The 19,847-nt window shown below is 65.5% G+C and carries 20 protein-coding genes; 10 read left to right on the top strand and 10 right to left on the bottom strand.

Going from position 1 to position 19,847, the window contains the following annotated elements:
* The first annotated feature begins 207 nt into the window (after positions 1-207).
* The 3 genes from QZL87_RS08470 (at position 208) to QZL87_RS08460 (ending at position 4,817) form a co-directional block, all read left to right on the top strand.
* Positions 208-2,436 (top strand): CoA transferase, encoded by a 2,229-nt coding sequence (locus QZL87_RS08470; RefSeq protein ID WP_295326325.1) that lies wholly within the window; start codon positions 208-210, stop codon positions 2,434-2,436.
* Between the two features lie 276 nt (positions 2,437-2,712).
* Positions 2,713-3,621 carry a tyrosine-type recombinase/integrase gene (locus tag QZL87_RS08465; RefSeq protein ID WP_295326323.1) on the top strand — a complete coding sequence of 303 codons (909 nt, stop codon included), beginning with the start codon at positions 2,713-2,715 and terminating at the stop codon, positions 3,619-3,621.
* Positions 3,622-3,626: 5 nt separating this feature from the next.
* Positions 3,627-4,817: an IS91 family transposase gene (locus tag QZL87_RS08460; protein WP_295326320.1), complete on the top strand. Its 1,191-nt coding sequence runs from the start codon at positions 3,627-3,629 to the stop codon at positions 4,815-4,817.
* A 571-nt stretch (positions 4,818-5,388) separates the two neighbouring features.
* Here QZL87_RS08460 and QZL87_RS08455 read toward each other — a convergent pair.
* Complete coding sequence (locus QZL87_RS08455; RefSeq protein WP_295326317.1) at positions 5,389-6,015, bottom strand: Yip1 family protein; 627 nt, start codon at positions 6,013-6,015, stop codon at positions 5,389-5,391.
* Between the two features lie 178 nt (positions 6,016-6,193).
* Between QZL87_RS08455 and hspQ the strand changes: the two genes are divergently transcribed.
* Positions 6,194-6,568, top strand: coding sequence for a heat shock protein HspQ (gene hspQ / locus QZL87_RS08450; RefSeq protein ID WP_295326315.1), 375 nt, complete (start codon positions 6,194-6,196; stop codon positions 6,566-6,568).
* 146 nt (positions 6,569-6,714) lie between these two features.
* Here hspQ and QZL87_RS08445 read toward each other — a convergent pair whose 3' ends face one another.
* Positions 6,715-7,587, bottom strand: a complete 873-nt coding sequence (locus tag QZL87_RS08445; protein ID WP_295326313.1) for an ABC transporter permease — start codon at positions 7,585-7,587, stop codon at positions 6,715-6,717.
* Between the two features lie 118 nt (positions 7,588-7,705).
* Between QZL87_RS08445 and QZL87_RS08440 the strand changes: the two genes are divergently transcribed.
* Entirely contained in the window at positions 7,706-8,383 is a 678-nt protein-coding gene (locus tag QZL87_RS08440; protein WP_295326310.1) for a GcrA family cell cycle regulator, read from the top strand.
* A gap of 9 nt (positions 8,384-8,392) precedes the next feature.
* Positions 8,393-8,791, top strand: coding sequence for a PaaI family thioesterase (locus QZL87_RS08435; protein WP_295326308.1), 399 nt, complete (start codon positions 8,393-8,395; stop codon positions 8,789-8,791).
* A gap of 200 nt (positions 8,792-8,991) precedes the next feature.
* Here QZL87_RS08435 and QZL87_RS08430 read toward each other — a convergent pair whose 3' ends face one another.
* Positions 8,992-9,828 carry an outer membrane beta-barrel protein gene (locus QZL87_RS08430; RefSeq protein WP_295326305.1) on the bottom strand — a complete coding sequence of 279 codons (837 nt, stop codon included), beginning with the start codon at positions 9,826-9,828 and terminating at the stop codon, positions 8,992-8,994.
* A gap of 171 nt (positions 9,829-9,999) precedes the next feature.
* On the opposite strand from QZL87_RS08430, the gene parE reads away from it, so the two are divergent.
* From parE to QZL87_RS08410, 4 genes are all read left to right on the top strand, one after another.
* Positions 10,000-11,979: a DNA topoisomerase IV subunit B gene (gene parE / locus QZL87_RS08425; RefSeq protein ID WP_295326302.1), complete on the top strand. Its 1,980-nt coding sequence runs from the start codon at positions 10,000-10,002 to the stop codon at positions 11,977-11,979.
* Between the two features lie 82 nt (positions 11,980-12,061).
* Positions 12,062-12,586, top strand: a complete 525-nt coding sequence (locus tag QZL87_RS08420) for a sigma-70 family RNA polymerase sigma factor (protein ID WP_295326300.1) — start codon at positions 12,062-12,064, stop codon at positions 12,584-12,586.
* Positions 12,583-13,173, top strand: a complete 591-nt coding sequence (locus QZL87_RS08415; protein ID WP_295326297.1) for a hypothetical protein — start codon at positions 12,583-12,585, stop codon at positions 13,171-13,173. The genes QZL87_RS08420 and QZL87_RS08415 overlap by 4 nt, the downstream gene beginning before the upstream one ends.
* A complete protein-coding gene (locus QZL87_RS08410) occupies positions 13,170-14,483 on the top strand; it encodes a serine hydrolase (RefSeq protein WP_295326295.1) in 1,314 nt (437 codons plus the stop codon). Before QZL87_RS08415 ends, QZL87_RS08410 begins: the two co-directional genes overlap by 4 nt.
* 5 nt (positions 14,484-14,488) lie before the next feature.
* Here the strand turns inward: QZL87_RS08410 and QZL87_RS08405 are convergent, their stop codons facing one another.
* The 7 genes from QZL87_RS08405 to QZL87_RS08375 all read right to left on the bottom strand — a co-directional run bounded on the left by QZL87_RS08405 (position 14,489) and on the right by QZL87_RS08375 (position 19,780).
* Positions 14,489-14,968: a DUF417 family protein gene (locus QZL87_RS08405; protein ID WP_295326292.1), complete on the bottom strand. Its 480-nt coding sequence runs from the start codon at positions 14,966-14,968 to the stop codon at positions 14,489-14,491.
* Between the two features lie 57 nt (positions 14,969-15,025).
* A complete protein-coding gene (locus QZL87_RS08400) occupies positions 15,026-15,817 on the bottom strand; it encodes a LysR family transcriptional regulator (protein WP_295326290.1) in 792 nt (263 codons plus the stop codon).
* Positions 15,814-16,215, bottom strand: coding sequence for a Co2+/Mg2+ efflux protein ApaG (apaG, locus tag QZL87_RS08395; RefSeq protein WP_295326795.1), 402 nt, complete (start codon positions 16,213-16,215; stop codon positions 15,814-15,816). Before apaG ends, QZL87_RS08400 begins: the two co-directional genes overlap by 4 nt.
* Before the next feature lie 17 nt (positions 16,216-16,232).
* Positions 16,233-17,441, bottom strand: a complete 1,209-nt coding sequence (locus tag QZL87_RS08390) for an aminotransferase class I/II-fold pyridoxal phosphate-dependent enzyme (RefSeq protein ID WP_295326288.1) — start codon at positions 17,439-17,441, stop codon at positions 16,233-16,235.
* A 4-nt stretch (positions 17,442-17,445) separates the two neighbouring features.
* The gene (gene leuB / locus QZL87_RS08385) at positions 17,446-18,447 is read right to left on the bottom strand and encodes a 3-isopropylmalate dehydrogenase (RefSeq protein ID WP_295326793.1); all 1,002 of its coding nucleotides are present in this window, start codon (positions 18,445-18,447) and stop codon (positions 17,446-17,448) included.
* Between the two features lie 215 nt (positions 18,448-18,662).
* Positions 18,663-19,400, bottom strand: coding sequence for a DNA repair protein RecO (recO, locus tag QZL87_RS08380; protein WP_295326286.1), 738 nt, complete (start codon positions 19,398-19,400; stop codon positions 18,663-18,665).
* A complete protein-coding gene (locus QZL87_RS08375) occupies positions 19,388-19,780 on the bottom strand; it encodes a PaaI family thioesterase (protein WP_295326284.1) in 393 nt (130 codons plus the stop codon). Before QZL87_RS08375 ends, recO begins: the two co-directional genes overlap by 13 nt.
* Between the last annotated feature and the right edge of the window lie 67 nt (positions 19,781-19,847).

The following is a 19,847-nucleotide window of genomic DNA, read 5'->3' as shown; positions in this document are numbered from 1 at the left end:
CTCAAAGCATTAAATAGAATTCAAGATACTGTTATATAGGAATAGTTTTCTTTGACGTCGCCATCTCTGCTCGATTCTCGACGAACCACTCGGCGCATCGCACCCGCGAATGCACATGAACCTTGCCTCTCATTGGTAACGCGTTATCATCGCATACAATCCATGCCCTCGGACGCGGAGGAGACATGGTGATGGAGAGGCCAATCGATGAAATTGTACACCCGCGCCGAAGCCGGGCCGCTTGCCGGAATCGCGGTTCTCGAAATGTCGGACGACGTCGCCGCCCGTTACTCCGCCCGGGCCTTGTCCGTCCTTGGCGCACAGATATGGCGCATCGGCAGCGCAGCACCCCGCCAAGCTGATGCCGTGGACCTCTGGCTTGACCAAGGCAAGTCGTTCATCGGGACGTTCGAGGAGGGGCTCGGACGGCTGGCGGAGTTCCGGCCCTCGCATCGCGTGGTTCTTGTTGGCCAGTCGCCGACGGCCGTCGAGACGGTCGACAGGCTCCTGGCTGAGCATAGCTTCGACGCGCTTCGCCTCGGCATCACCTGGTTCGGCCACGACGGGCCCTATCGCGATTGGCAGGGCGACGACGCCTTGGTCCAAGCATTGATCGGCATCGCCGCCTCCTTCGGCCCCTCCGATGGACCGCCGATGCTACCGCAGGGCTTCGCTCCGCAAATCACCGCCGGCGCGACCCTCGTCGTGGGGGCTCTCGCCGGGCTCTGGTCGCGCAAGCGAGGCGGCGAGACAAGGCGCGTCGACGTCAACATTTTCGAAGCCGCCATGTGCTTCACCGAACCCTCGCCGCCCCTTGCCGAAGCGGGTGCCGCTTCGCCCGGCCGGACCGGTATCAATCGCTTCGCGACGAACCACCCTACCACCGTCTATCCCACGCGCGACGGCTGGATCGGAGTTACCGCGCTCACGCCCGCCCAATGGGCAGCACTCGCCGATATGGTTGGACATCCCGACTGGGCGAACGATCCCCGCTTCGCGACATCTCTCGCGCGCGTCGAAAACGCCGAAGCCCTTGATGCCGCGCTCGCCGCAATCCTGCCCCGTGAAACCACCGATCACTGGCTGATGGAGGGCCAGCGCCGCCGCGTCCCGCTCGCTCCAGTGCCGGACCACCGAGAGCTCCTGGCGACGCCGCATTGGCGCGAGCGCGGAAGCTTCGCTCCCCTGCCCGACGCCGAAGGCGTTATCGCACCGCTGCTACCGTTCCGCATTTTTACCGACGGGCAGTCCCTAGCCGAACAGCCACCGGAAAGCCCTCCCGCTGCGCCGCTCGATGGTGTGTGCGTTGCCGACTTCTCGATGGGCTGGGCGGGGCCGATGTGTACGCGGCTGCTTGCCGATCTCGGCGCCGACATCATCAAGGTGGAGTCGGACACCCATTATGACTGGTGGCGCGGCTGGGAACCACCGGGGGCATCCGACCCGCCAAAATATGAAATGATGCCCGCATTTCTCGTCATGAACCGTAACAAGAGGGGCATCTGCCTCGACCTTACCGACAAACGCGGCCGCACGCTTGCCGAGACGCTGGTGCGCCGGTCGGACATCGTGATCGAAAATTATGCACCCGGGGTGATGAAAAAGCTCGGGCTTGACCCCGGCCATCTGCTCGATCTTCGCTCCGGTCTTGTCATGGTATCGATGGGCGCGTTCGGGGCCTCCGGTCCCTGGAGCTTCTTCCGCGCCTATGGCTCCACCGTCGAGCACGCCTCCGGCATGCCCCATGTCAACGGCGAAGCCCATTGGCCGCCCGTGCTGCAGCACACTGCGCTCGGAGATCCGGTCGCGGGCATCTATGGTGCCATCGCCGCGCTTGCCGGCCTCCACGGAAGGGCCGAGCTTGGCGGCACCTGGTTTGACCTCGGACAGGTCGAATGCCTGTTCCAGCTCGGCGCCGACGCCATCATTCGCACCCAAACAGAGGGCGCCCCGCAGCGCCTCGGCAGTCGCTCGGCCCTCCATGCGCCGCGATGCGTCGTCGCTGCGAGCGACGGTTATGTGGCGACCGTCGTTCGGGACAGTGCTCAATGGACCGCCCTCGCCCGGTGGCTGGGCAAACCGGAATGGGCGACGGCCTGGACCAGCATCGCGGACCGGAATCTGCACGGCGATGCGATCGAGGCCGCCCTCCATGCGTCTGTGAAATCGATGACGGCAGCGGAGGCGGCCGACGCACTCCAAGCCTCGGGAGTTCCGGCAGCACCGATCAACCGGGCGGAAGATCTGCCGGTTGAGAGGCATCTCGGCCAAACAGGCGCCTGGACCCGGATCGAGCGCCGCTATGTCGGTAGCCACTGGACCTCCGCGCCGGTCATCCGGATCGATGGCCCCCGCCCGCCTATATCCCGCCCGGCACCAACCTTGGGAGAGCATGGCGACGAAATCATGGCAATGCTCGTGGGTCCGCCGGCGTAGTCGCTAACCTATCCGAAGGACCCGAAGAAGCTGATCGGGCAAGCCGCACACAACGGGGTGGAACTATGCCGAATACACCTACCCGAGGTGGTTCTCGGTACCATCATCCAGGAGCTCATCGACGACAATCGGTATTGCAGCTAATGGCCGTTGCACGAACCGCTCCGCGGATTGGTGTTAGCGGCGATATAAAGCGGCCCAGCGAGCGCGGCGCCTGATTGAACGCGGACTGCAGCAGGCAGACCCTTTCGACTCCTTCAACTGAGGAGTCGAACGATGAACGAGCTTATCCAGATTGGCCCGATCAGCCCGCTGCGCCAGCGCCTGATCGACGATATGGCCTTGCGCGGGTTCTCCAAGGAGACGCAGCGTAACTATCTTCGCGACGTCGGACGGTTCGCGACCTGGCTGCGTCGCTCGCCCCACACCGCGAGCACAGAGGACATCCGGCAGTTCCAGTTCGAACAGCACCAGGCGGGCGTGCCGGCGCCAACGATGAACAGCATCGTTGGCGCGCTCAGGTTCTTCTTCACGCACACACTCGACCGCCCCGATCTCGCGCGTAAGCTGATCCGCACCAAGCAGGCCCGCAAGATCCCGGTCGTGTTGACCATGGCCGAGGTGAAGCGGCTGCTCGATGCCACGCGCTCGCTCAAGCACCAGGCAGCCCTGTCGGTCGCCTATGGTGCCGGCTTGCGCGTTGCGGAGGTGGCGGCGCTCAAGGTCAGCGACGTCGACAGCAAGCGGATGCTGCTCCGGATCGAGCGCGGCAAAGGCGGACGCTACCGCAACGCGATGCTGCCCCAAGGCTTGCTCCTGCTGCTGCGCGACTGGTGGCGCGCCGGACGGCAGCAGGGCATCTTGCTGCCTGATGGCTGGCTGTTCCCCGGACAGAGCGCCGCGGCGCCGATCAGCACGCGGCAGCTCTACCGCGTCGTCGTCGAAGCCGCGGAGGCGGCGGACATCGACAAGCGCGTCGGACCGCATACCCTGCGCCACAGCTTCGCCACCCACCTGCTTGAGGACGGTGTCGATATCCGCGTCATCCAGGCGCTGCTCGGCCATGCCAAGCTAAACACCACCGCCTTCTACACGCAGGTCGCGACCAAGACGGTACGGTCGATCGTCAGTCCGCTCGACAGGCTCGCGCTCGCATCACCGAGCGAGGAGGCGCCCGACGGCTGAGGCCGATGCGCGCCTCGCTCGAGGTCGCCGACATCTTCCGTGCCGCGGGGCCTGCCTATCGCATGGCCCATGCCGGGCATCTCAGCCTGCATCAGCTCAAGATCATGTCGGCGATCGAGCATTGCCGCACCGCCGCGCTCGGCGGCCACGTGGAGGCCTGTACCGACTGCGGCCACTGGCAGATCGCCTATATCAGCTGCCGCAACCGGCACTGCCCAAGGTGCCAAGGCGCCGCGGCGCGCAGCTGGCTCGAAGCGCGCGAGGCCGACCTTCTCCCGGTCGGCTACTTCCACGTCGTGTTCACACTCCCTGCTGAGGTCGCCGCCATCGCCTATCATAACAAAGCGCTGGTCTATGATCTGCTGTTCAAGGCCGCGGCCGATACGATGCTGACGATCGCCGCTGATCCTAAGCATCTCGGTGCCCGGATCGGCATCACCGCCGTACTCCATACATGGGGATCCGCGCTGACCTATCATCCCCACATCCACATGATCGTACCGGGCGGCGGCATCTCCCGCGATGGAACACGCTGGATATCCGCCCGCCCCGCTTTCCTTTTGTCGGTCCGCGTGCTGGGCGCCCTGTTCCGCCGCCTGTTCCTGACCCGGCTACGCGCCCTCCATGACCGTGGGCAGCTCACCTTCTTCGGCGGCATGACACAGCTTGCCGAACGACGCGCATTCCTGCGCCACCTCTCGCCCGTCAGGAAGAAGCGCTGGGTGGTCTATGCCAAGCCGCCGTTTGCGGGCCCCGAGGCGGTGCTCGCCTATCTGTCGCGATACACCCACCGGGTCGCCATATCGAACAGCCGCCTCCTCCGGTTCGACGAGGCCGGGGTCACCTTCCGCTACAAGGATTACCGCAAGGCCGGCGCCGGACGGCAGCAGGTCATGACACTCGCCGCCGACGAGTTCATCCGCCGGTTCCTCCTCCACGCCCTGCCGCGCGGGTTCCACCGCATCCGCCACTATGGCCTCCTCGCCAGCGCACGCCGCAAGGATCATCTCGAACGCGCCCGCCGCCTGCTCAGCGTCGCACCCCCGCCTGTCGACGAACAGCCCGACGAGCCCGACGCTCGGCGCCCGTGCCCGTGCTGCGGCGGCAACATGATCATCATCGAGACCTTCGAACGTCGCTATCTCGCCCGCGCGCCGCCGTTCCCGTCGCCATCATCCGGGAGCCAAGCGTCGTGATCCGGCACGGCCTATCGCCAACACCATCCAGGCCAGACCCGCGTCTGGAAGCGGACCCGCTTGCGCTGGCCCGGCTCAAAAGCAGACGCCGGAACAGTAAAATCGGTCCGTCCGCTTTTCGACGTCCGCTTTCGCAACCTACATCCAGACGGTCTGCTCTCAGATCCGTCCGCTTTTGGACAGCTCTCGGTTACCCATCGTCCCGCTCAAAACCGCTTTCCCCATAGATCAGCCTATGCAACCCGCGGTTCGGGCATCGCAGACTTTCTGACGCCTACCGGCGTCTGAAACTCTTCACGGAAAGAGACCGGCAACTCTCGGGTGCGTTACACAAAAAGCAGTCATTCGGTCGTCGTGAGACAGGCATGCACTCTGCCCGCAGTTGAGAATTCTCCGCAACAGAGGAAAATGCGTGAAATAGGATGTGTGGCAAGAGTTTTTTGGTGAGAGAATTAGTATAATATAACAAATAGTTAGATAGTCCAAACGGGATCCTCACTCTCCTCCATTTTTCCCTGATCTCGACCCAGGCGAACAGCCGCCCCGGCCTCGGCCGGGACGGCCGGAATGGTCACCCCCGGATGCTGAGCAGCGACGGCGCGGTCAGCGAGGCGACGATCGCCCCGACGATCAGGAACAGCACGATATAGACGATGACCACGACGACGGTGTAACCGAGCGCCTTGTCCTCGGGCGCCTTCATCAGCACCGGCAGGCCGAGATAGAGGAGATAGAGGCCGTAAAGCGCGAACAGGATGCCGATGGCGGCGAGCGCCGGGACAAGCCCGAAAATGCCGCCGACCCAGCCCGCCGTCGCCGAATAGGCCGCGACCTTGAGCGCCTGCACCTGATCCTTCTGCCCGCCGAAATTGGGCGCGAGGCCGTCGATAACGAGCGCGAGGATGAAGATGGTCGCGAGCGTCAGGCCATAGGTCAGAAGCGCCGAACCCAGCGCGGTGCCGATCGGCGGATGGTAGGTCACGCCAAAGGCGGTGAAGCCGAAGACTTGCCCGCCGATGAACTGCGCGATCGGTCCGATCGCGGCGAGCACCACGACATAGGGCACATAGATCGATTGCGTCGTCGCGGGCTCGGCGGCGATTACGGGCCAGGTCTCCTTCGGTTTGAGCAGGATATCCTTCGCGCGCTGGACGATGCCCGATGCCGGGCCGGAGATATTGGGTGGTATGTCAGCCATAATATTTCTCCCCTGAAGGTGCGGCCCGCAACCCGAATGGGAAATGCTCAAGCCAGAGGAGCCATTTAGCCCGGATAGCCAGTGCATCTGTAACGTCGGTCACAGCCGATTCGGCAAACCGCGGCCGGTGCGAATGTAACGGACTTGAAACAGGCGTAAACAGCCATAGATTGACCATATGACACCCGAGTCCTCTTCCGAAGCTCCCGTGACCGTTACGGCGCCGCTGATCGGCCGCGCGCGCTTTGCGCCGGGCGACATCGTGCGTCACCGCATGTTCGACTTTCGCGGCGTCGTGTTCGACATCGATCCCGTCTTTGCGAACAGCGACGAATGGTATGAGGCGATCCCTGAGGAAATCCGGCCCGCCAAGGAACAACCCTATTACCACCTGCTCGCCGAAAATGGCGATTCATCCTATATCGCCTATGTCAGCCAGCAAAATCTGGTCGCCGACGGCGACGGCGGGCCGATCGATCATCCGCAGATCGAGGCGATGTTCGACGGGCTCGATCACGGCCGCTACCGCGTCCGCGCGATCCACCGGCATTAAGTGGAAAATGATCCTCCCTGTGCCGCAGGCATGGGGAGGTGGCAGCGCGAAGCGCTGACGGAGGGGCTCGTGACACGGCCCCTCCACCACTCGCTACGCGAGCGGTCCCCCTCCCCATTGCTGCGCAACAGGGAGGACTTACAAGATCAGGCCTTCAGCTTCCAGCCCGACGCGAGCAAGCGGTAGGTGATGACGCCGAGCAGGATGTTGACCGCGACCAGCACCAGCGCCGCCGTCGGCACCGGATTGGCGATCGTCGAATCGACCGTGTCGATGAAGCCGTAGCGAAAGCCCATGATCGCGTAATAGACGGGGTTGCCGTGCGCGATCGTCTGGAACCAGGGCGCGAGCTTGTCGACCGAATAGAAGGTGCCCGACAGCAGCGCGAGCGGCGTCACGACGAAATTGGTCACCGCCGCGGCATGGTCGAACTTTTCGGCCCACACAGACGTGATGAGCCCGAGAAAGCCGAGCATCATCGCGCCGAGAATGCCGAAGACAGCGACGGCCCATGGATGATCGGCGCCGACATGGACGCCGGGCCAGAAGAGCATCGCGAGCCAGAGCGCGAGGCCGACGAGGATCGCGCGGGTGACCGCGGCGCCGATCAGCGCGATGATCAACTCGCCGACCGCGAGCGGCGGCATCAGATAATCGACGATCGTCCCCTGTATCTTGCCGACGAGGAGCGAGAAGCTGGAATTGGCGAAGCTGTTCTGGAGCATCGCCATCATGATCAGGCCGGGCGCGATGAAATCGGCGAAGGGCACGCCGATGACGGTGCGCCCCGCGCCGCCGAGCGCGACGGTGAAAATGACGAGAAAAAGAAGCGTGGTGATCGCGGGAGCCCAGATTGTTTGCAACTGGACCTTGAAAAAGCGCCGCACCTCCTTGACATATAGCGCCTGCATGCCCGGCACGTTCAGCGTGTGGATGTGCGGGACGCCGGGTTCGGCGAAAGCCGGACCTGAGCGGATATTCGCTGAGTCGGGGTTCGAAATTTGGGGCTGGTCGTTCATGGCGTTCTCGCCTATCGCCTCCCCGATCCTACCGCAAGCTGCCGCCCGCGACATCGATCCGAAAGGATCGCGATGCGGACGATATGGCCCGCGGTCTGGAATGATGAGGAATATTTGGATGTCATGGACTGACGAGCGCATCGAACAGCTGCGCAGCATGTGGGAAAAGGGCCTGACCGCCAGCCAGATCGCCGACGAGCTCGGCGGGGTCAGCCGCAATGCGGTGATCGGTAAGGCGCACCGCCTCGGCCTGAAATCGCGCCCCTCGCCGGTCAAGGCGACCGAAAAGGCGGCAAGGCCGGTCAAGGCCGCCGCACCGAAACCCGCGACGCCTGCCGCCGCGCCGCGCCCCGCCGCCCCGGCTGCGCCGCGCCCCGTGGCGGCGGCGCCCAAACCCGAACCCAAACCTCCGGTTCAGGCGGAGCAAGGCGGCGTCGAGGCCGCGCCGAAGCCCGATGCGCCGCGCATCGTCTCGATCGGCCCCGGCGGCTTCATCCGCCAGGGCCCCGGCGACCAGCAGGCGCCGATCCCGCCCGCGCCGCCGCGCCGGCTGGTGCCCGCGAAGCCGAGCCCCGAGATCGCCGACAAGACGAGCCTGCTCGACCTCAACGACCGCATCTGCCGCTGGCCGATGGGGCATCCGGGCGAGCCCGACTTCCATTTCTGCGGCGAAGCGGTGAACCCCGGCTTCCCCTATTGCGTCGAGCATTGCGGCCGCGCCTATCAGGCGCAGCTGCCGCGCGGCACGCGCCGCCCGCCCCCGCCCCCGCCCTTCGGCGGCCCCCGCGTTCGTTAAGCGCGTCCGGTGAGGCCCTTCGGGCAGGACTTCGAATTCGCCCGCGCGCTCGGCCTGCAAATGGTCGAGCGCGGCGACGGGCGCTGCACGATGGCGATCGACATAGAGGCCGCGCGCCATTTCAATCCGCAGGGCGTCGCGCACGGCGGCGTCGCCTATTCGCTCGCCGACACGGCGATGGGCGGCGCGCTGTTCAGCACGCTGGACGAGGGTTTCTGGTGCGCGACGCTGGAGATCAAGTTCAACTATCATGTCGGCGTGCGCGAGGGCCGGCTGATCTGCGACGCAAGCGTGCTGCACAAGGGCAAGCGCGTCGCGAACATCGACGCGCGGCTGTTCCAGCACGACCGGCTCGTCGCGAGCGCGAACGGCAATTTCGCGATCTTCGCCGCGCCGCACGCACGCTAAAGCCGATCATCATATATGAATCGTCATCCCGGCGAAGGCCGGGATCCCGCCGGTGCCTCAGGACGAAGCGATGAGATCCCGGCCTTCGCCGGGATGACGGCACGAGGAAGGCCGTGTTTCAGTCGAGCCCGATCACACGCTAGACAAGCGAAAGGCGCCGGACCCATCGACCCGGCGCCTCCCTTTCCGCTCCCAAGAGGTCAGAAGCGGTAGCTCAACGTCCCGCGCACGCTGTGGGTGCGGAAATGCGGATCGCTGCGGCGGATGTCGGTCCCGCCGCCGTTCAGCAGGAACGGGTTGGTCGCCGGGTCCGCGCTGCCCGCGCCGACGTTCACGACATAATCCTTGTCCTTGACGTCGGTGTAGAGATATTCGAGCCCGAGCCCGATCTTCTTCGTGACCATCACCTCGGCGCCGCCGCCGACGGCATAGCCCCATGCGTTGGTCTTGCCGTTGTCGTCGAAGCTGTTGGCGGCATTGGTCGTCGCGAACTTGTTGTCGAGGCGGGCATAGGCGCCGCCGCCCGTGACATAGAAGAGCGCGCCGCCGCCCGGCGTATAGCCGGCGCGCAGGCGGGCGTTCGCCTGATAGTCGGCCTCGCGGCTCATTGTGTAGCTTGCGGGCGTCGTCGAAAAGCCGCTGACGCTGTCGCGCGCTTCGCTCCGGCCGCCCTCGATCACCGCGCCGAGCACGAAATTGCCCAGGCGCTTGTCATAGCCGAGGCGCCCGAAATATTCGGGTCCGTCCTTGTCGTTGCGGCAGCCGGCATTGGCGGTCCCCGTCGCGGCGCCGTTGCAGAAGCCCGGCGCGAAGGCATTGGTGCCGCCTGCGGTGTTTACCGGGTCGCCATAGGTGCCGTCCTGGTCGGTGTCGAAGATCAGGGTTTCGCCGCGGTCGCTTCCCTGAAGCGAGGCGCCGCCGCCGATCGAGACATAGGGCCCGTCGAAGTCCTGTGACGCATCGCGATTGTCCTGCGCGATGGCCGGAACGGCGAGCAAGGAAGCCGCCGAAACGGCGAGGAGAGCTGCGAATTTCATTGTTATTACTCCACTTTTTGGTGACTTTACAGTCGCTGATCCAACCCGGCGGCAGCCGCCAAAGTTCCTTGCCGTCGCCGAAATGCGATGAACCGAGCCAGCGGCGAGATGCGCGAGCGCGGCGCAAAACCGCGCTTGCCAGGGCCCTTCCCCGCCCCTTATAGCCATCTTATGAGTCACGATTTGTTCGACGCCGCGAGCCCCGCCACCGACAGCTACAACGCTTCGCAGATCGAGGTGCTTGAGGGACTCGAACCCGTCCGCCGCCGCCCCGGCATGTATATCGGCGGCACCGACGAGCGCGCGCTCCATCATCTCGCCGCCGAGGTCATCGACAACAGCATGGACGAAGCCGTCGCCGGCCATGCGACGCGCATCGAGATCACGCTCGACGTCGGCAACCGGCTGACCGTCGTCGACAACGGGCGCGGCATGCCGGTCGATCCGCATCCGAAGTTCCCGGGCAAGTCGGCGCTCGAGGTCATCATGACGATGCTCCATTCGGGCGGGAAGTTCGAAGGCAAGGCCTATGCGACCTCAGGCGGTCTCCACGGCGTCGGGGTCAGCGTCGTCAACGCCCTGTCGACCGACACGGTGATCGAAGTCGCGCGCAGCAAGCTGCTCTATCGCCAGCGTTTTTCGCGCGGGCTCCCGCTCGGCGGGATCGAGGAGCTGGGCCCGACGCCCAATCGCCGCGGCACCAGCGTCTCTTTCGTTCCCGATCCTGAAATCTTCGGCGAGCATGGCCGCTTCAAGCCGCAGCGCCTCTATCGCATGGCGCGGTCGAAGGCCTATCTGTTCGCCGGCGTCGAAATCCGCTGGAAATGCGCCCCCGAGCTGATCGGCGACGACACGCCCGCCGAAGCGGTGTTCCAGTTCCCCGGCGGGCTTGCGGACCACCTCAAGGAACAGATCGGCACCCGCGAATGCGCGACGGCCGAACCGTTCGTCGGGCGCCAGGAGTTCCCGGGCGAGCAGGGCCGCGCCGAATGGGCGATCGCCTGGCCGCTCTGGTCCGATGGATCGTACAGCTGGTATTGCAACACCATCCCGACCCCCGCGGGCGGCACGCACGAAGCGGGGCTGCGCGCGGCGCTGACCAAGGGGCTCCGCGCGTTCGGCGAGCTGATCGGGCAGAAGAAGGCCACGCAGATCACCGCCGAGGACGTGTTCAACGGCGGCGAGATGATGCTGTCGGTCTTCATCCGCGACCCGCAGTTCCAGAGCCAGACCAAGGACCGGCTGTCGAGCCCCGAGGCCGCGCGCTTCACCGAAAATGCCGTGCGCGACCATTTCGACCATTTCCTGTCGGACAATATGGACCGCGGCCGCGCGCTTCTGGGCCTCGTCCTCGACCGCATGGACGAGCGGCTGAAGCGCAAGGCCGAGCGCGAGGTCAAGCGCAAGACCGCGACCAGCGGGCGCAAGCTGCGCCTGCCCGGCAAGCTCACCGACTGTGCGAACGACGGCCCCGAAGGCACGGAATTGTTTATCGTCGAAGGCGACAGCGCGGGCGGCAGCGCCAAGCAGGCGCGCGACCGCAAGACGCAGGCGATCCTGCCGATCCGCGGCAAGATATTGAACGTCGCGAGCGCCAGCGCCGACAAGATCCGCGCCAATCAGGAAATCGCCGACCTCGCGCTCGCGCTGGGCTGCGGGATGCGCAAGGATTGCGACGCCGATCGCCTCCGCTACGACAAGATCGTGATCATGACCGATGCCGACGTCGATGGCGCGCATATCGCGACCCTGCTGATGACCTTCTTCTTCCAGGAAATGCCCGACATCGTGCGTGAGGGGCATGTTTATCTCGCGCAACCGCCGCTCTATCGCCTGACCGCGGGCAATCTCTCGGCCTATGCGCGCGACGACGCGCACCGCGCCGAGCTCGAGACGACGCTGTTCAAGGGCAAGAAGGTCGAGGTCGGGCGCTTCAAAGGGTTGGGAGAAATGAACCCCAACCAATTGAAAGAAACGACAATGGACCCCGCGACGCGGTCGATGCTGCGCGTCACGCTGCCGCAGGAATATGAGGAGCGGCATCAGGTCAAGGATCTGGTCGACCGGCTGATGGGCAAGCATCCCGAGCACCGTTTCCAGTTCATCCAGGCCAATGCCGCGACGCTCGACGAGGCGGCGATCGACGCCTGACGAGAAAATTTTCGCGTCTCCGTCAGAAAGTCGCCGCCCCGCCGACTAAAAGGGCATGCGACACGAAAGATTGGAGAGCGGCGTGGCCGAGGGGGATCAGGATCGGCTTTTCGCGGAAGCGATCGACCGCTTCGGCGCTGCGCTCGCCCGGCTCGCGCGCGGCTATGAAGCCGATGCCGAGCTGCGGCGCGATCTCGAACAGGAATTGCAGGTCGCGCTGTGGCAAAGCTTCGCCGCCTTCGACGGCCGCTGTTCGCTCAGCACATGGGTGTGGCGCGTCGCGCATAATCGCGCGACGTCGCACATGCTTGCCAACAAGCGCCACGCGCAGCGCGGCTGGTCGTCGATCGAGGATGTCGAGATCGCCGATACCGGCGCCACGCCCTTTGAATGCGCCGATAGCGACCGTGCCATGGCGTTGATCCTCGCGATCATCGACCGGCTCGACCCGCCCGACCGGCAGATATTGCTCCTCTATCTCGAAGGCGTCGCCGGTACCGAAATCGGCGCGGTCACCGGCGTATCGCCCGACGCCGTGGCAACCAAGATTCATCGCTTCAAATCCATGCTGACGCGCCGCTTCGCCGGCGCCGGAGATGCAAGATGACCGATTTTTCCGACGACAATGGGCTTCACGCCCTCTGGCGCGGCAGCCAGCTCGCTTTCGAACCGCTCCCGCTCGACGAGATCAAGCACCAGGCGGGACGCTTCGGCGATGCCATCCGCCGGCGCAATCGGCGCGAATATGCCGCGACGGCGCTGGTCGTCGCCATTTTCGCCTTTTACGCCGTGATCTTCACCGAACCGCTGGTCAAGCTCGGGAGCTTGCTGGTTGTCGCGGGGGCGCTGGTCGTCGCGTGGCAACTCGCCCGTCGCACCTCGCGGCCCGATCCCGACGCGGAGGCGCAGGACATCAGCGGCTATTACCGGGCCCGTCTGGTGCGCGAAGAGCATATGCTCGCGCGCGTCGGCCGCTGGTATCTCGCGCCCTTCGTGCCCGGCCTGCTGGTCTTCCTGCTGGGACAGGCCAAGGCGAGCGGGATGGGCGGCTCGCTCGTTTTCCTGCTGGTCGTCGCGTTCCAGCTGCTGGTGTTCGGCGGCATATGGATGCTCAATCGCCGCGCCGCCGCCATGCTTCGCGACCGGATCGCCCGGATCGATCGCACACGTATCTTTGAAGGAGAGAAGCTATGACCAGGCCCATGCTCGCGGCCCTCTGCCTCGCCGCCATGGCGCTGCCGCCCTCCGCCGTCCACGCGGTCCAGTCGCCCGAAACGGCGGCGGCGGCCGATACCGCGTTCGATCGGCGCGCGGCGCAGCTCGTCGAGCTGCTGGCGGGCCGCATCGCCTATGCCGATTATTTCGCGGCATCGTTCCAGGCCGCCGTTCCCAAGGCGCAGTTCGATGCGATCACCGCCAGCCTGATCGCGCAATATGGCGCGCCAGTCGCGGTCGACCGGGCGACATCGTCCGACGGGCGCACGGGAACGGTGCTGTTGCGGTTCGAAAAGGGGATCGGCACCATCTCGCTCGAGGTCGATGCCGGTCCACAGGAAAAGGTGTCCGGGCTCCTCGTCACCGGCTTCACCATGGCGGACGACAGCTTCGACAAGGTGGCCGCCGGGATCGCGGCGCTTCCCGGACAGACCGGCTTCCTTGTTGCCGAACTTGGCGGCGACGCCGTCCGCCCGCTCGCCTCGGCCCATGCCGACCGGCAATTCGCGACGGGTTCGACCTTCAAGCTCTATATCCTCGACGAACTCGCGGCGCAGATCGCGGCGGGCAAGCGCCGCTGGTCCGACGTCGTGCCGCTGTCGCATTTCAGCTTTTCGTCCGCCGCCACCGCGAACTGGCCCAAAGATACGCCGGTCACGCTCCAGACGCTCGCCAACTGGATGATCTCGGTCAGCGACAATGGCGCGACCGATACGCTGATCCACCTGCTCGGCCGCGACGCGATCGAAGCGCGCATGAAAAGCGCCGGGCACAGCGATCCGTCGCGCAACATCCCGCTACTCACCACGGTCGAGGCCTTCGCGCTCAAGGGCAATAATTTCAATGATTTGCGCCCGCTCTTTATCGAGGGCGACGATGCCGCCCAGCGCAAGCTGATCGAGGACAATCGGACCCGCCTGACCCTCGCCAATGTCGACGGCGTCAGCTTCACCGCCGGCCCGCGCTTCATCGACAGCCTGGAATGGTTCGCGAGCCCGGACGATATAGCGCGGCTGATGGTCGATCTGCGCGCGCGCCAGTCGAAAACCTTGCTCGACGCGATGTCGATCAACAACGGCGTCGGGCCGGTCGCGGCGGCCGACTGGTCCTATCTCGGCTACAAGGGGGGGGCCGAGAACGGCGTCCTTTCGATGAGCCTGCTGGGGCAGCGCAAGAGCGACGGCAAATGGTTCGTGGTGACCGCTAGCTGGAACAATCGGCAAGCGAACGTCGAGACCAGTACGTTCGTGGGGCTCGTCACTCGATTGCTGGCGTTGGCCGCGAAATGAGTCGATCAGACCGCGAACCCGGCGTCTCGCTGACGCAGGGTGTGCCCTGCATGCAGCGTCAGCGCCAGACAGGCAGCTAGCAGGACGGCGTCCTTGAACAAGAATTGCGCTGTCGAACCCATGAAAGGAAAGCCAAATCCGTCTTCCCACAACGACGCGCCAAAACTGAAGCTGAGCGTAACGAGGAAGGTACCCATTCCCATCATCCCGCCGAGTAATCCCAATCGATGCGACCAGAGCCCGAGCGCGATCAGCCCGCCGGTCGTCAGTTCGATCGTGCCGATCACATTGCTCGTCCCCTGAACCCCGATCAGCGGATACATCCAGGCGAAGAGCGGATGGTGCATGGCGATGCCCGCAACGCCTTCCGCTTCATAGGAAGCGAATTTCGCTACTCCGAAAAAGGCGAAGATAAACACCATCGACCAGCGCAGCGCGCCAATAGCGAATGTTTGAGGCGGAAGGCCGTTCAAAATTTTACGCATGCAAAACCCCCGAATGATTGTTTCGGGATATTCGTGCATGGCCCCGCTCTGGTTACATCAGGCGGTGAGCGCGGCGACCAGCGCCTTGACCTTGGCCTGCCGCCACTGCGGCGTCGGCGCAACAAGCCAATAGCCGCGTTTCACCGTGAAAGCATCACGCACCAGACGGATGCGGCCTGCCGCGAGATCAGCTTCGGCGAGCATCGCGGGGACATTCGCCTGCCCCAGCCCGTTCGCGGCGGCATCGATCGCCAGCCCGGCGTCGCCCAGCCGCAGCGCGGGTTCGCCTTCATCGGCGGGGCAGCCGGGCCATGCGATGCGCGTCTCGCTCGCGCTTCCCGGACCCGCGACGGTGACCATGAGCGGATCGGAAAGCGCGACGCCTTCATGCTCGCCCGCGCCGTCGGTCCAGAAGATCGCGAGGTCGAGATTTGCTTCGGTGAAGTCGATCCCGCCGTCGGCGGACACCAAGGTAAAGCGCACGTCGGGCGCCTGCTGGCTGTAACGCGCGAGCCGCGGCGCGAGCCATTTGGCGGTCAGGTCGCGCGGCGCGGCGATCGTCAGCGACTGCGACGATTGCCCCGCCTGCATCGCGCGCACCGATTCCTCGAACTGCAAAAAGCCCTGGCGCAGCGCGTCGAGCCCGGCATTCGCCTCGCCCGTCAGCTCCAGCCCCTTCGGCGTGCGGCGGAACAGCACGACGCCGAGCATATCCTCGAGCGCGCGAATCTGCTGTCCCACCGCGGCGGGGGTCACCGCCAGCTCGTCGGCGGCGCGCGTGAAGCTCAGGTGCCGGGCAGCGGCGTCGAAGACGCGGAGCGCGTTGAGGGGCAGGTGCGTGCGCTTCATGACGCGGTCGCGGGCGCCACGAGCGGGAAATGCGGGATGGCGACGAGCATCTGCGATCCGTCGCCCAGTTCCATCGCATAGCTGCCGACCATCGACCCTTCGGGAGTCGGCAGCGGACAGCCCGACACATAATCATAGGCGCCGCCCGGCACGATCAGCGGCTGTTCGCCGACGACGCCTTCGCCCTCGACTTCGCTGGTCTGGCCGCGTCCGTCGCTGATCCGCCAGTGGCGGCTGATCAGCTGCACCGCATCCTCGCCGTGATTCTCGATGCGGACGTGATAGGCCCAGAACCAGCGCCCGAGCGCGGGGTGCGACTGTTCGGGCAGATAGCTGACCGCGACGCGAACGGTGATCGACCCGGTGGTCGCCGCAAAGGGGAAGAAGGAGTCGATCATTTCCATCGCAGATTCGCCTAAAGCCCGACGCGGGTCAATGCCTGGTCCAGATCGGCGATCACGTCGCGCGGGTCTTCGAGCCCGATATTAATGCGGAGCAGCCCTTCGCCGACCCCCATCTCGAGCCGCACTTCGGGGCTGACACCATAATGGGTGGTCGTCCACGGATGGCAGCACAGGCTGCGCGAATCGCCGATATTATTGCTGATGTCGACGAGTTCGAGCGCGTTGAGGAACGCCATCGCCTGATCGCTGCCGCCCGCCAGTTCGAAGGCGAAGATCGGACCGCAATCCTCCATCTGGCTTTTCGCCAGATCATGCTGCGGGTGGCTGGGCAGCCCCGGATGGAGCATCCGCGCGACGCGGCTCTCGATCGCCTTGCCGACCGCGAGCGCATTTTCCGACTGGCGCCGCGCGCGCAGGTCGAGCGTCTCGAGCCCCTTGAGCACCACCCACGCGTTGAACGGCGACAGATTGGGCCCGGTGTTGCGCTGGAACGGCAGCAGCACGTCGTTGATGAACTTTTCGGTCCCGCAGACGGCGCCCGCGAGGACGCGCCCCTGCCCCTCCATCAGCTTGGTCGCCGAATAAGCGACGACGTCGGCGCCGAAATCCATCGGGCGCTGGAGCACCGCGGTGGCGAAGGCGTTATCGACGACGCTGGTAATGCCGTGCGCTTTCGCCAGCCCGCAGACATGCTTCATGTCGACGATATCCATCGTCGGATTGGCCGGGGTTTCGAAGAAGAAGACCTTGGTGTTCGGCCGGATCGCCCTTTCCCATGCGTCGTTGTCGCGGCCATCGACGACGGTCGCTTCGATCCCGAAGCGCGGGCAGAGATGATCGACGAGCCAGCGGCACGAACCGAAGGCGGCCTTCGCCGCGACGATATGGTCGCCCGCGGACAATTGGCACAGCAGCGCGGTGGTCATCGCCGCCATGCCCGACGCCTGCACGCGGCACGCCTCGGCCCCTTCCATCAGCGCGATCCGCTCTTCGAGCATCGCGACGGTCGGGTTTTGCAACCGCGAATAGGTCATGCCCTGCTCGTCGCCGGAAAAGCGCGCTGCGACTTCCTCGGCACTCTCATAGGTATAGCCCGAGGTCAGGAAGAGGGCTTCCGACGTCTCGCCATGCTCGCTGCGCCAGGTGCCGCCGCGCACCGCCTGCGTCGCGGGATGCCAGTTCTTCGTCCTGCTGCGATCGAAACCCGTGGTTTTCTTCATCTTCTTATCCGTTCAAAGCTTCGACGACCGCATCGCCCAACGCCGCCGTTCCCATATTGCCCCCCAGATCCGCACCGCGCGCGCCGTCCGCCAGCACTTTCGCCACCGCCGCCTCGATCCGCATCGCGCTCGCCTCGTCGCCGCCCGAATGGCGCAGCAGCATCGCGAGCGACAGGATCATCGCGAGCGGGTTGGCGACGCCCTTGCCCGCGATGTCGGGCGCGCTGCCGTGGATGGGCTCGTACAGCCCGAGCTTGCCGTCGCTCAGCGACGCCGATGCGAGCAGCCCGATCGAGCCGACGCACATCGACGCCTGATCGGACAAGATGTCGCCGAAGAGGTTGCCGGTGACGACGACATCGAACTGCCCCGGGTTGCGCACCAGCTGCATCGCGGCATTGTCGACATACATATGGCTGAGCGCGACGTCGGGATAGCCCTTCGCGACCTCGATCACCACGTCGCGCCACAGCTGCGAGGTTTCGAGCACATTCGCCTTGTCGACCGAGCAGAGGCGTTTCGCCCGCCCCTGCGCGGCGCGAAAGGCGACATGCGCGATACGCCGCACTTCGCTTTCGCTGTACGACATGACATCATAGCCTTCGCGTTGCCCATCAGTGGTCGTGCGCATGCCCTTTTCGCCGAAATAGACGTCGCCGTTGAGTTCGCGGACGATCAGCAGGTCGATCGCCGACGCGACCTCGGGACGCAGCGCCGAGCTGTCTTCCAGCCCCGCGAACAGCTTCGCCGGGCGCAGATTGGCGAACAGGCCGAGTTCGGCGCGCAGGCCGAGGATCGCCTGTTCGGGACGCAGATGGCGCTCCACCGTGTCGAAGCGCGGATCACCGACCGCGCCGAAGAGGATGGCGTCGGCCGCTTTCGCCTTCGCGAGCGTTTCGGGCGGCAGCGGGTGCCCGGTTGCTTCATATGCCGCGCCGCCGACGAGCGCGCGGTCGAGCGTCACGGGAAGCGCGAGCGCGGCCAGGGTCTTCTCGGCCTCCGCCATGATCTCCGGACCGATACCGTCGCCAGCCAGCAGCAGGATTTTCAATGCGCGCGCCTTTCCTGTCCAAAATAGGCCGTTCGCCCTGAGCTTGTCGAAGGGCCGCTCTTCTCTTCTGGCGCCGTCAAGGAAAAGGACGGTGCTTCGACAAGCTCAGCACAAACGGAATGGGCGGACAGCCTCGGTTTGACGCTGCCGCTCTAGGCAGCGGCGGCGAGTCACGCAACCGCCCTCTTGAGCCGGTCGATCAATCTTTCCCTTGACCCCAGCAAGTCGCGGTTGCGGCCGTCGAGGAGGTCGCGGTCGATAAAATGTCCGGTGATGCGGAGACCATCGAGCACATCGCCCATCGGCGGACCTGCGTCCCGCCCCCGCAGGAAAGGCGGCAGGCGGAACAGGCGCTCTTCATAACCCGCCGCCGCGTCGGCGCCTACCGCCGCGCCCGACTTGGGGCTGACGAAGGCGAGATCGTCCGGCGAGCCCGTTACGACGCATTCCTCCAGGTTCAGCCCAAAGCCCAGCTCGGCGAGAAGCAGCAGTTCATAGCGCGCCAGCGCCGCAGCCCATTGGCGCGCCGACGCCGCGACGCCGATCGCGTCGAGAACCGCCGACAGCGCCGCATAGAGCGCCGGATAGGGCTGGTTTTCGGGAAGCGTCGCGGCGGTAAGGCTCGTCGCCCAGTCGATCGCGGCGGCCGCGAGCGGCTCGGCAAGCAACGGTGCGCGGCTTTCCAGCAGCTCGACCGTCGCGCCGCCCAATTGCTCTTCGGTTCGCGCGCGTAGTTCGAGCGCCACCAGATTGCCCGGCATCAGGATCGGGCGCAGCCGCCGCGAACGCCCGCCGCGCACATAGCCCGCGACCAGCCCGGCTTCGTGCGTCAACGCGCGCAGGATCGCGCCATGCTCGCCATGCGCGCGCACCGCGCAGACGATCGCCGATGCCGTCAGGCCGGCCAAAGTACCATCTGGGTCTGGGTGACGAGCGCGACTTCGGCGCCCTCCTCGGTGCGGATGCGCGTTTGCCAGACCGACAGGCGCTTGCCGACCTTCACCGGAGTCGCTTCGCCGACGAGCACCGAGCCGACCTGACCGGCGCCGAGGAAGTTGGTCTTGCTCTCGATCGTCGTCGTGCCGCTCGCGCCCTCGGGCAGCGTCAGGAAAGCGCCCACGGCGCCCAAGCAATCGGCGAAGGCCATGATCGCGCCGCCATGGACGATACTGCCCGCGGTGCAGATTTCGGGCCGCACGGGAAGCTTGCCGGCGACGCGCTCCTTGCTGCCTTCGTGAATGGTGACGCCCAGCGTTCCCGCGAGTGGCATCAAGGCGGTGAAATCCATATGTCCTGCTCCTGTCTAACCCCTCCTCTTCAGAGGAGGGGCAGCGAGACTTGCGGACTTGTCCGCT

The organism is uncultured Sphingopyxis sp., from assembly GCF_900078365.1.
In the GTDB taxonomy this organism is placed as follows: Bacteria; Pseudomonadota; Alphaproteobacteria; order Sphingomonadales; family Sphingomonadaceae; genus Sphingopyxis.
This window is presented reverse-complemented; position numbering and strand designations above follow the sequence as displayed.

Bases quoted from the DNA above. Each gene is read 5' to 3' on its own strand.
- QZL87_RS08470 (WP_295326325.1), top strand. From the start codon at position 208: ATGAAATTGTACACCCGCGCCGAAGCCGGGCCGCTTGCCGGAATCGCG.
- QZL87_RS08465 (WP_295326323.1), top strand. From the start codon at position 2,713: ATGAACGAGCTTATCCAGATTGGCCCGATCAGCCCGCTGCGCCAGCGC.
- QZL87_RS08460 (WP_295326320.1), top strand. From the start codon at position 3,627: ATGCGCGCCTCGCTCGAGGTCGCCGACATCTTCCGTGCCGCGGGGCCT.
- QZL87_RS08455 (WP_295326317.1), bottom strand. From the start codon at position 6,015: ATGGCTGACATACCACCCAATATCTCCGGCCCGGCATCGGGCATCGTC.
- hspQ (WP_295326315.1), top strand. From the start codon at position 6,194: ATGACACCCGAGTCCTCTTCCGAAGCTCCCGTGACCGTTACGGCGCCG.
- QZL87_RS08445 (WP_295326313.1), bottom strand. From the start codon at position 7,587: ATGAACGACCAGCCCCAAATTTCGAACCCCGACTCAGCGAATATCCGC.
- QZL87_RS08440 (WP_295326310.1), top strand. From the start codon at position 7,706: ATGTCATGGACTGACGAGCGCATCGAACAGCTGCGCAGCATGTGGGAA.
- QZL87_RS08430 (WP_295326305.1), bottom strand. From the start codon at position 9,828: ATGAAATTCGCAGCTCTCCTCGCCGTTTCGGCGGCTTCCTTGCTCGCC.
- parE (WP_295326302.1), top strand. From the start codon at position 10,000: ATGAGTCACGATTTGTTCGACGCCGCGAGCCCCGCCACCGACAGCTAC.
- QZL87_RS08415 (WP_295326297.1), top strand. From the start codon at position 12,583: ATGACCGATTTTTCCGACGACAATGGGCTTCACGCCCTCTGGCGCGGC.
- QZL87_RS08410 (WP_295326295.1), top strand. From the start codon at position 13,170: ATGACCAGGCCCATGCTCGCGGCCCTCTGCCTCGCCGCCATGGCGCTG.
- QZL87_RS08405 (WP_295326292.1), bottom strand. From the start codon at position 14,968: ATGCGTAAAATTTTGAACGGCCTTCCGCCTCAAACATTCGCTATTGGC.
- QZL87_RS08400 (WP_295326290.1), bottom strand. From the start codon at position 15,817: ATGAAGCGCACGCACCTGCCCCTCAACGCGCTCCGCGTCTTCGACGCC.
- apaG (WP_295326795.1), bottom strand. From the start codon at position 16,215: ATGATCGACTCCTTCTTCCCCTTTGCGGCGACCACCGGGTCGATCACC.
- QZL87_RS08390 (WP_295326288.1), bottom strand. From the start codon at position 17,441: ATGAAGAAAACCACGGGTTTCGATCGCAGCAGGACGAAGAACTGGCAT.
- leuB (WP_295326793.1), bottom strand. From the start codon at position 18,447: ATGGCGGAGGCCGAGAAGACCCTGGCCGCGCTCGCGCTTCCCGTGACG.
- QZL87_RS08375 (WP_295326284.1), bottom strand. From the start codon at position 19,780: ATGGATTTCACCGCCTTGATGCCACTCGCGGGAACGCTGGGCGTCACC.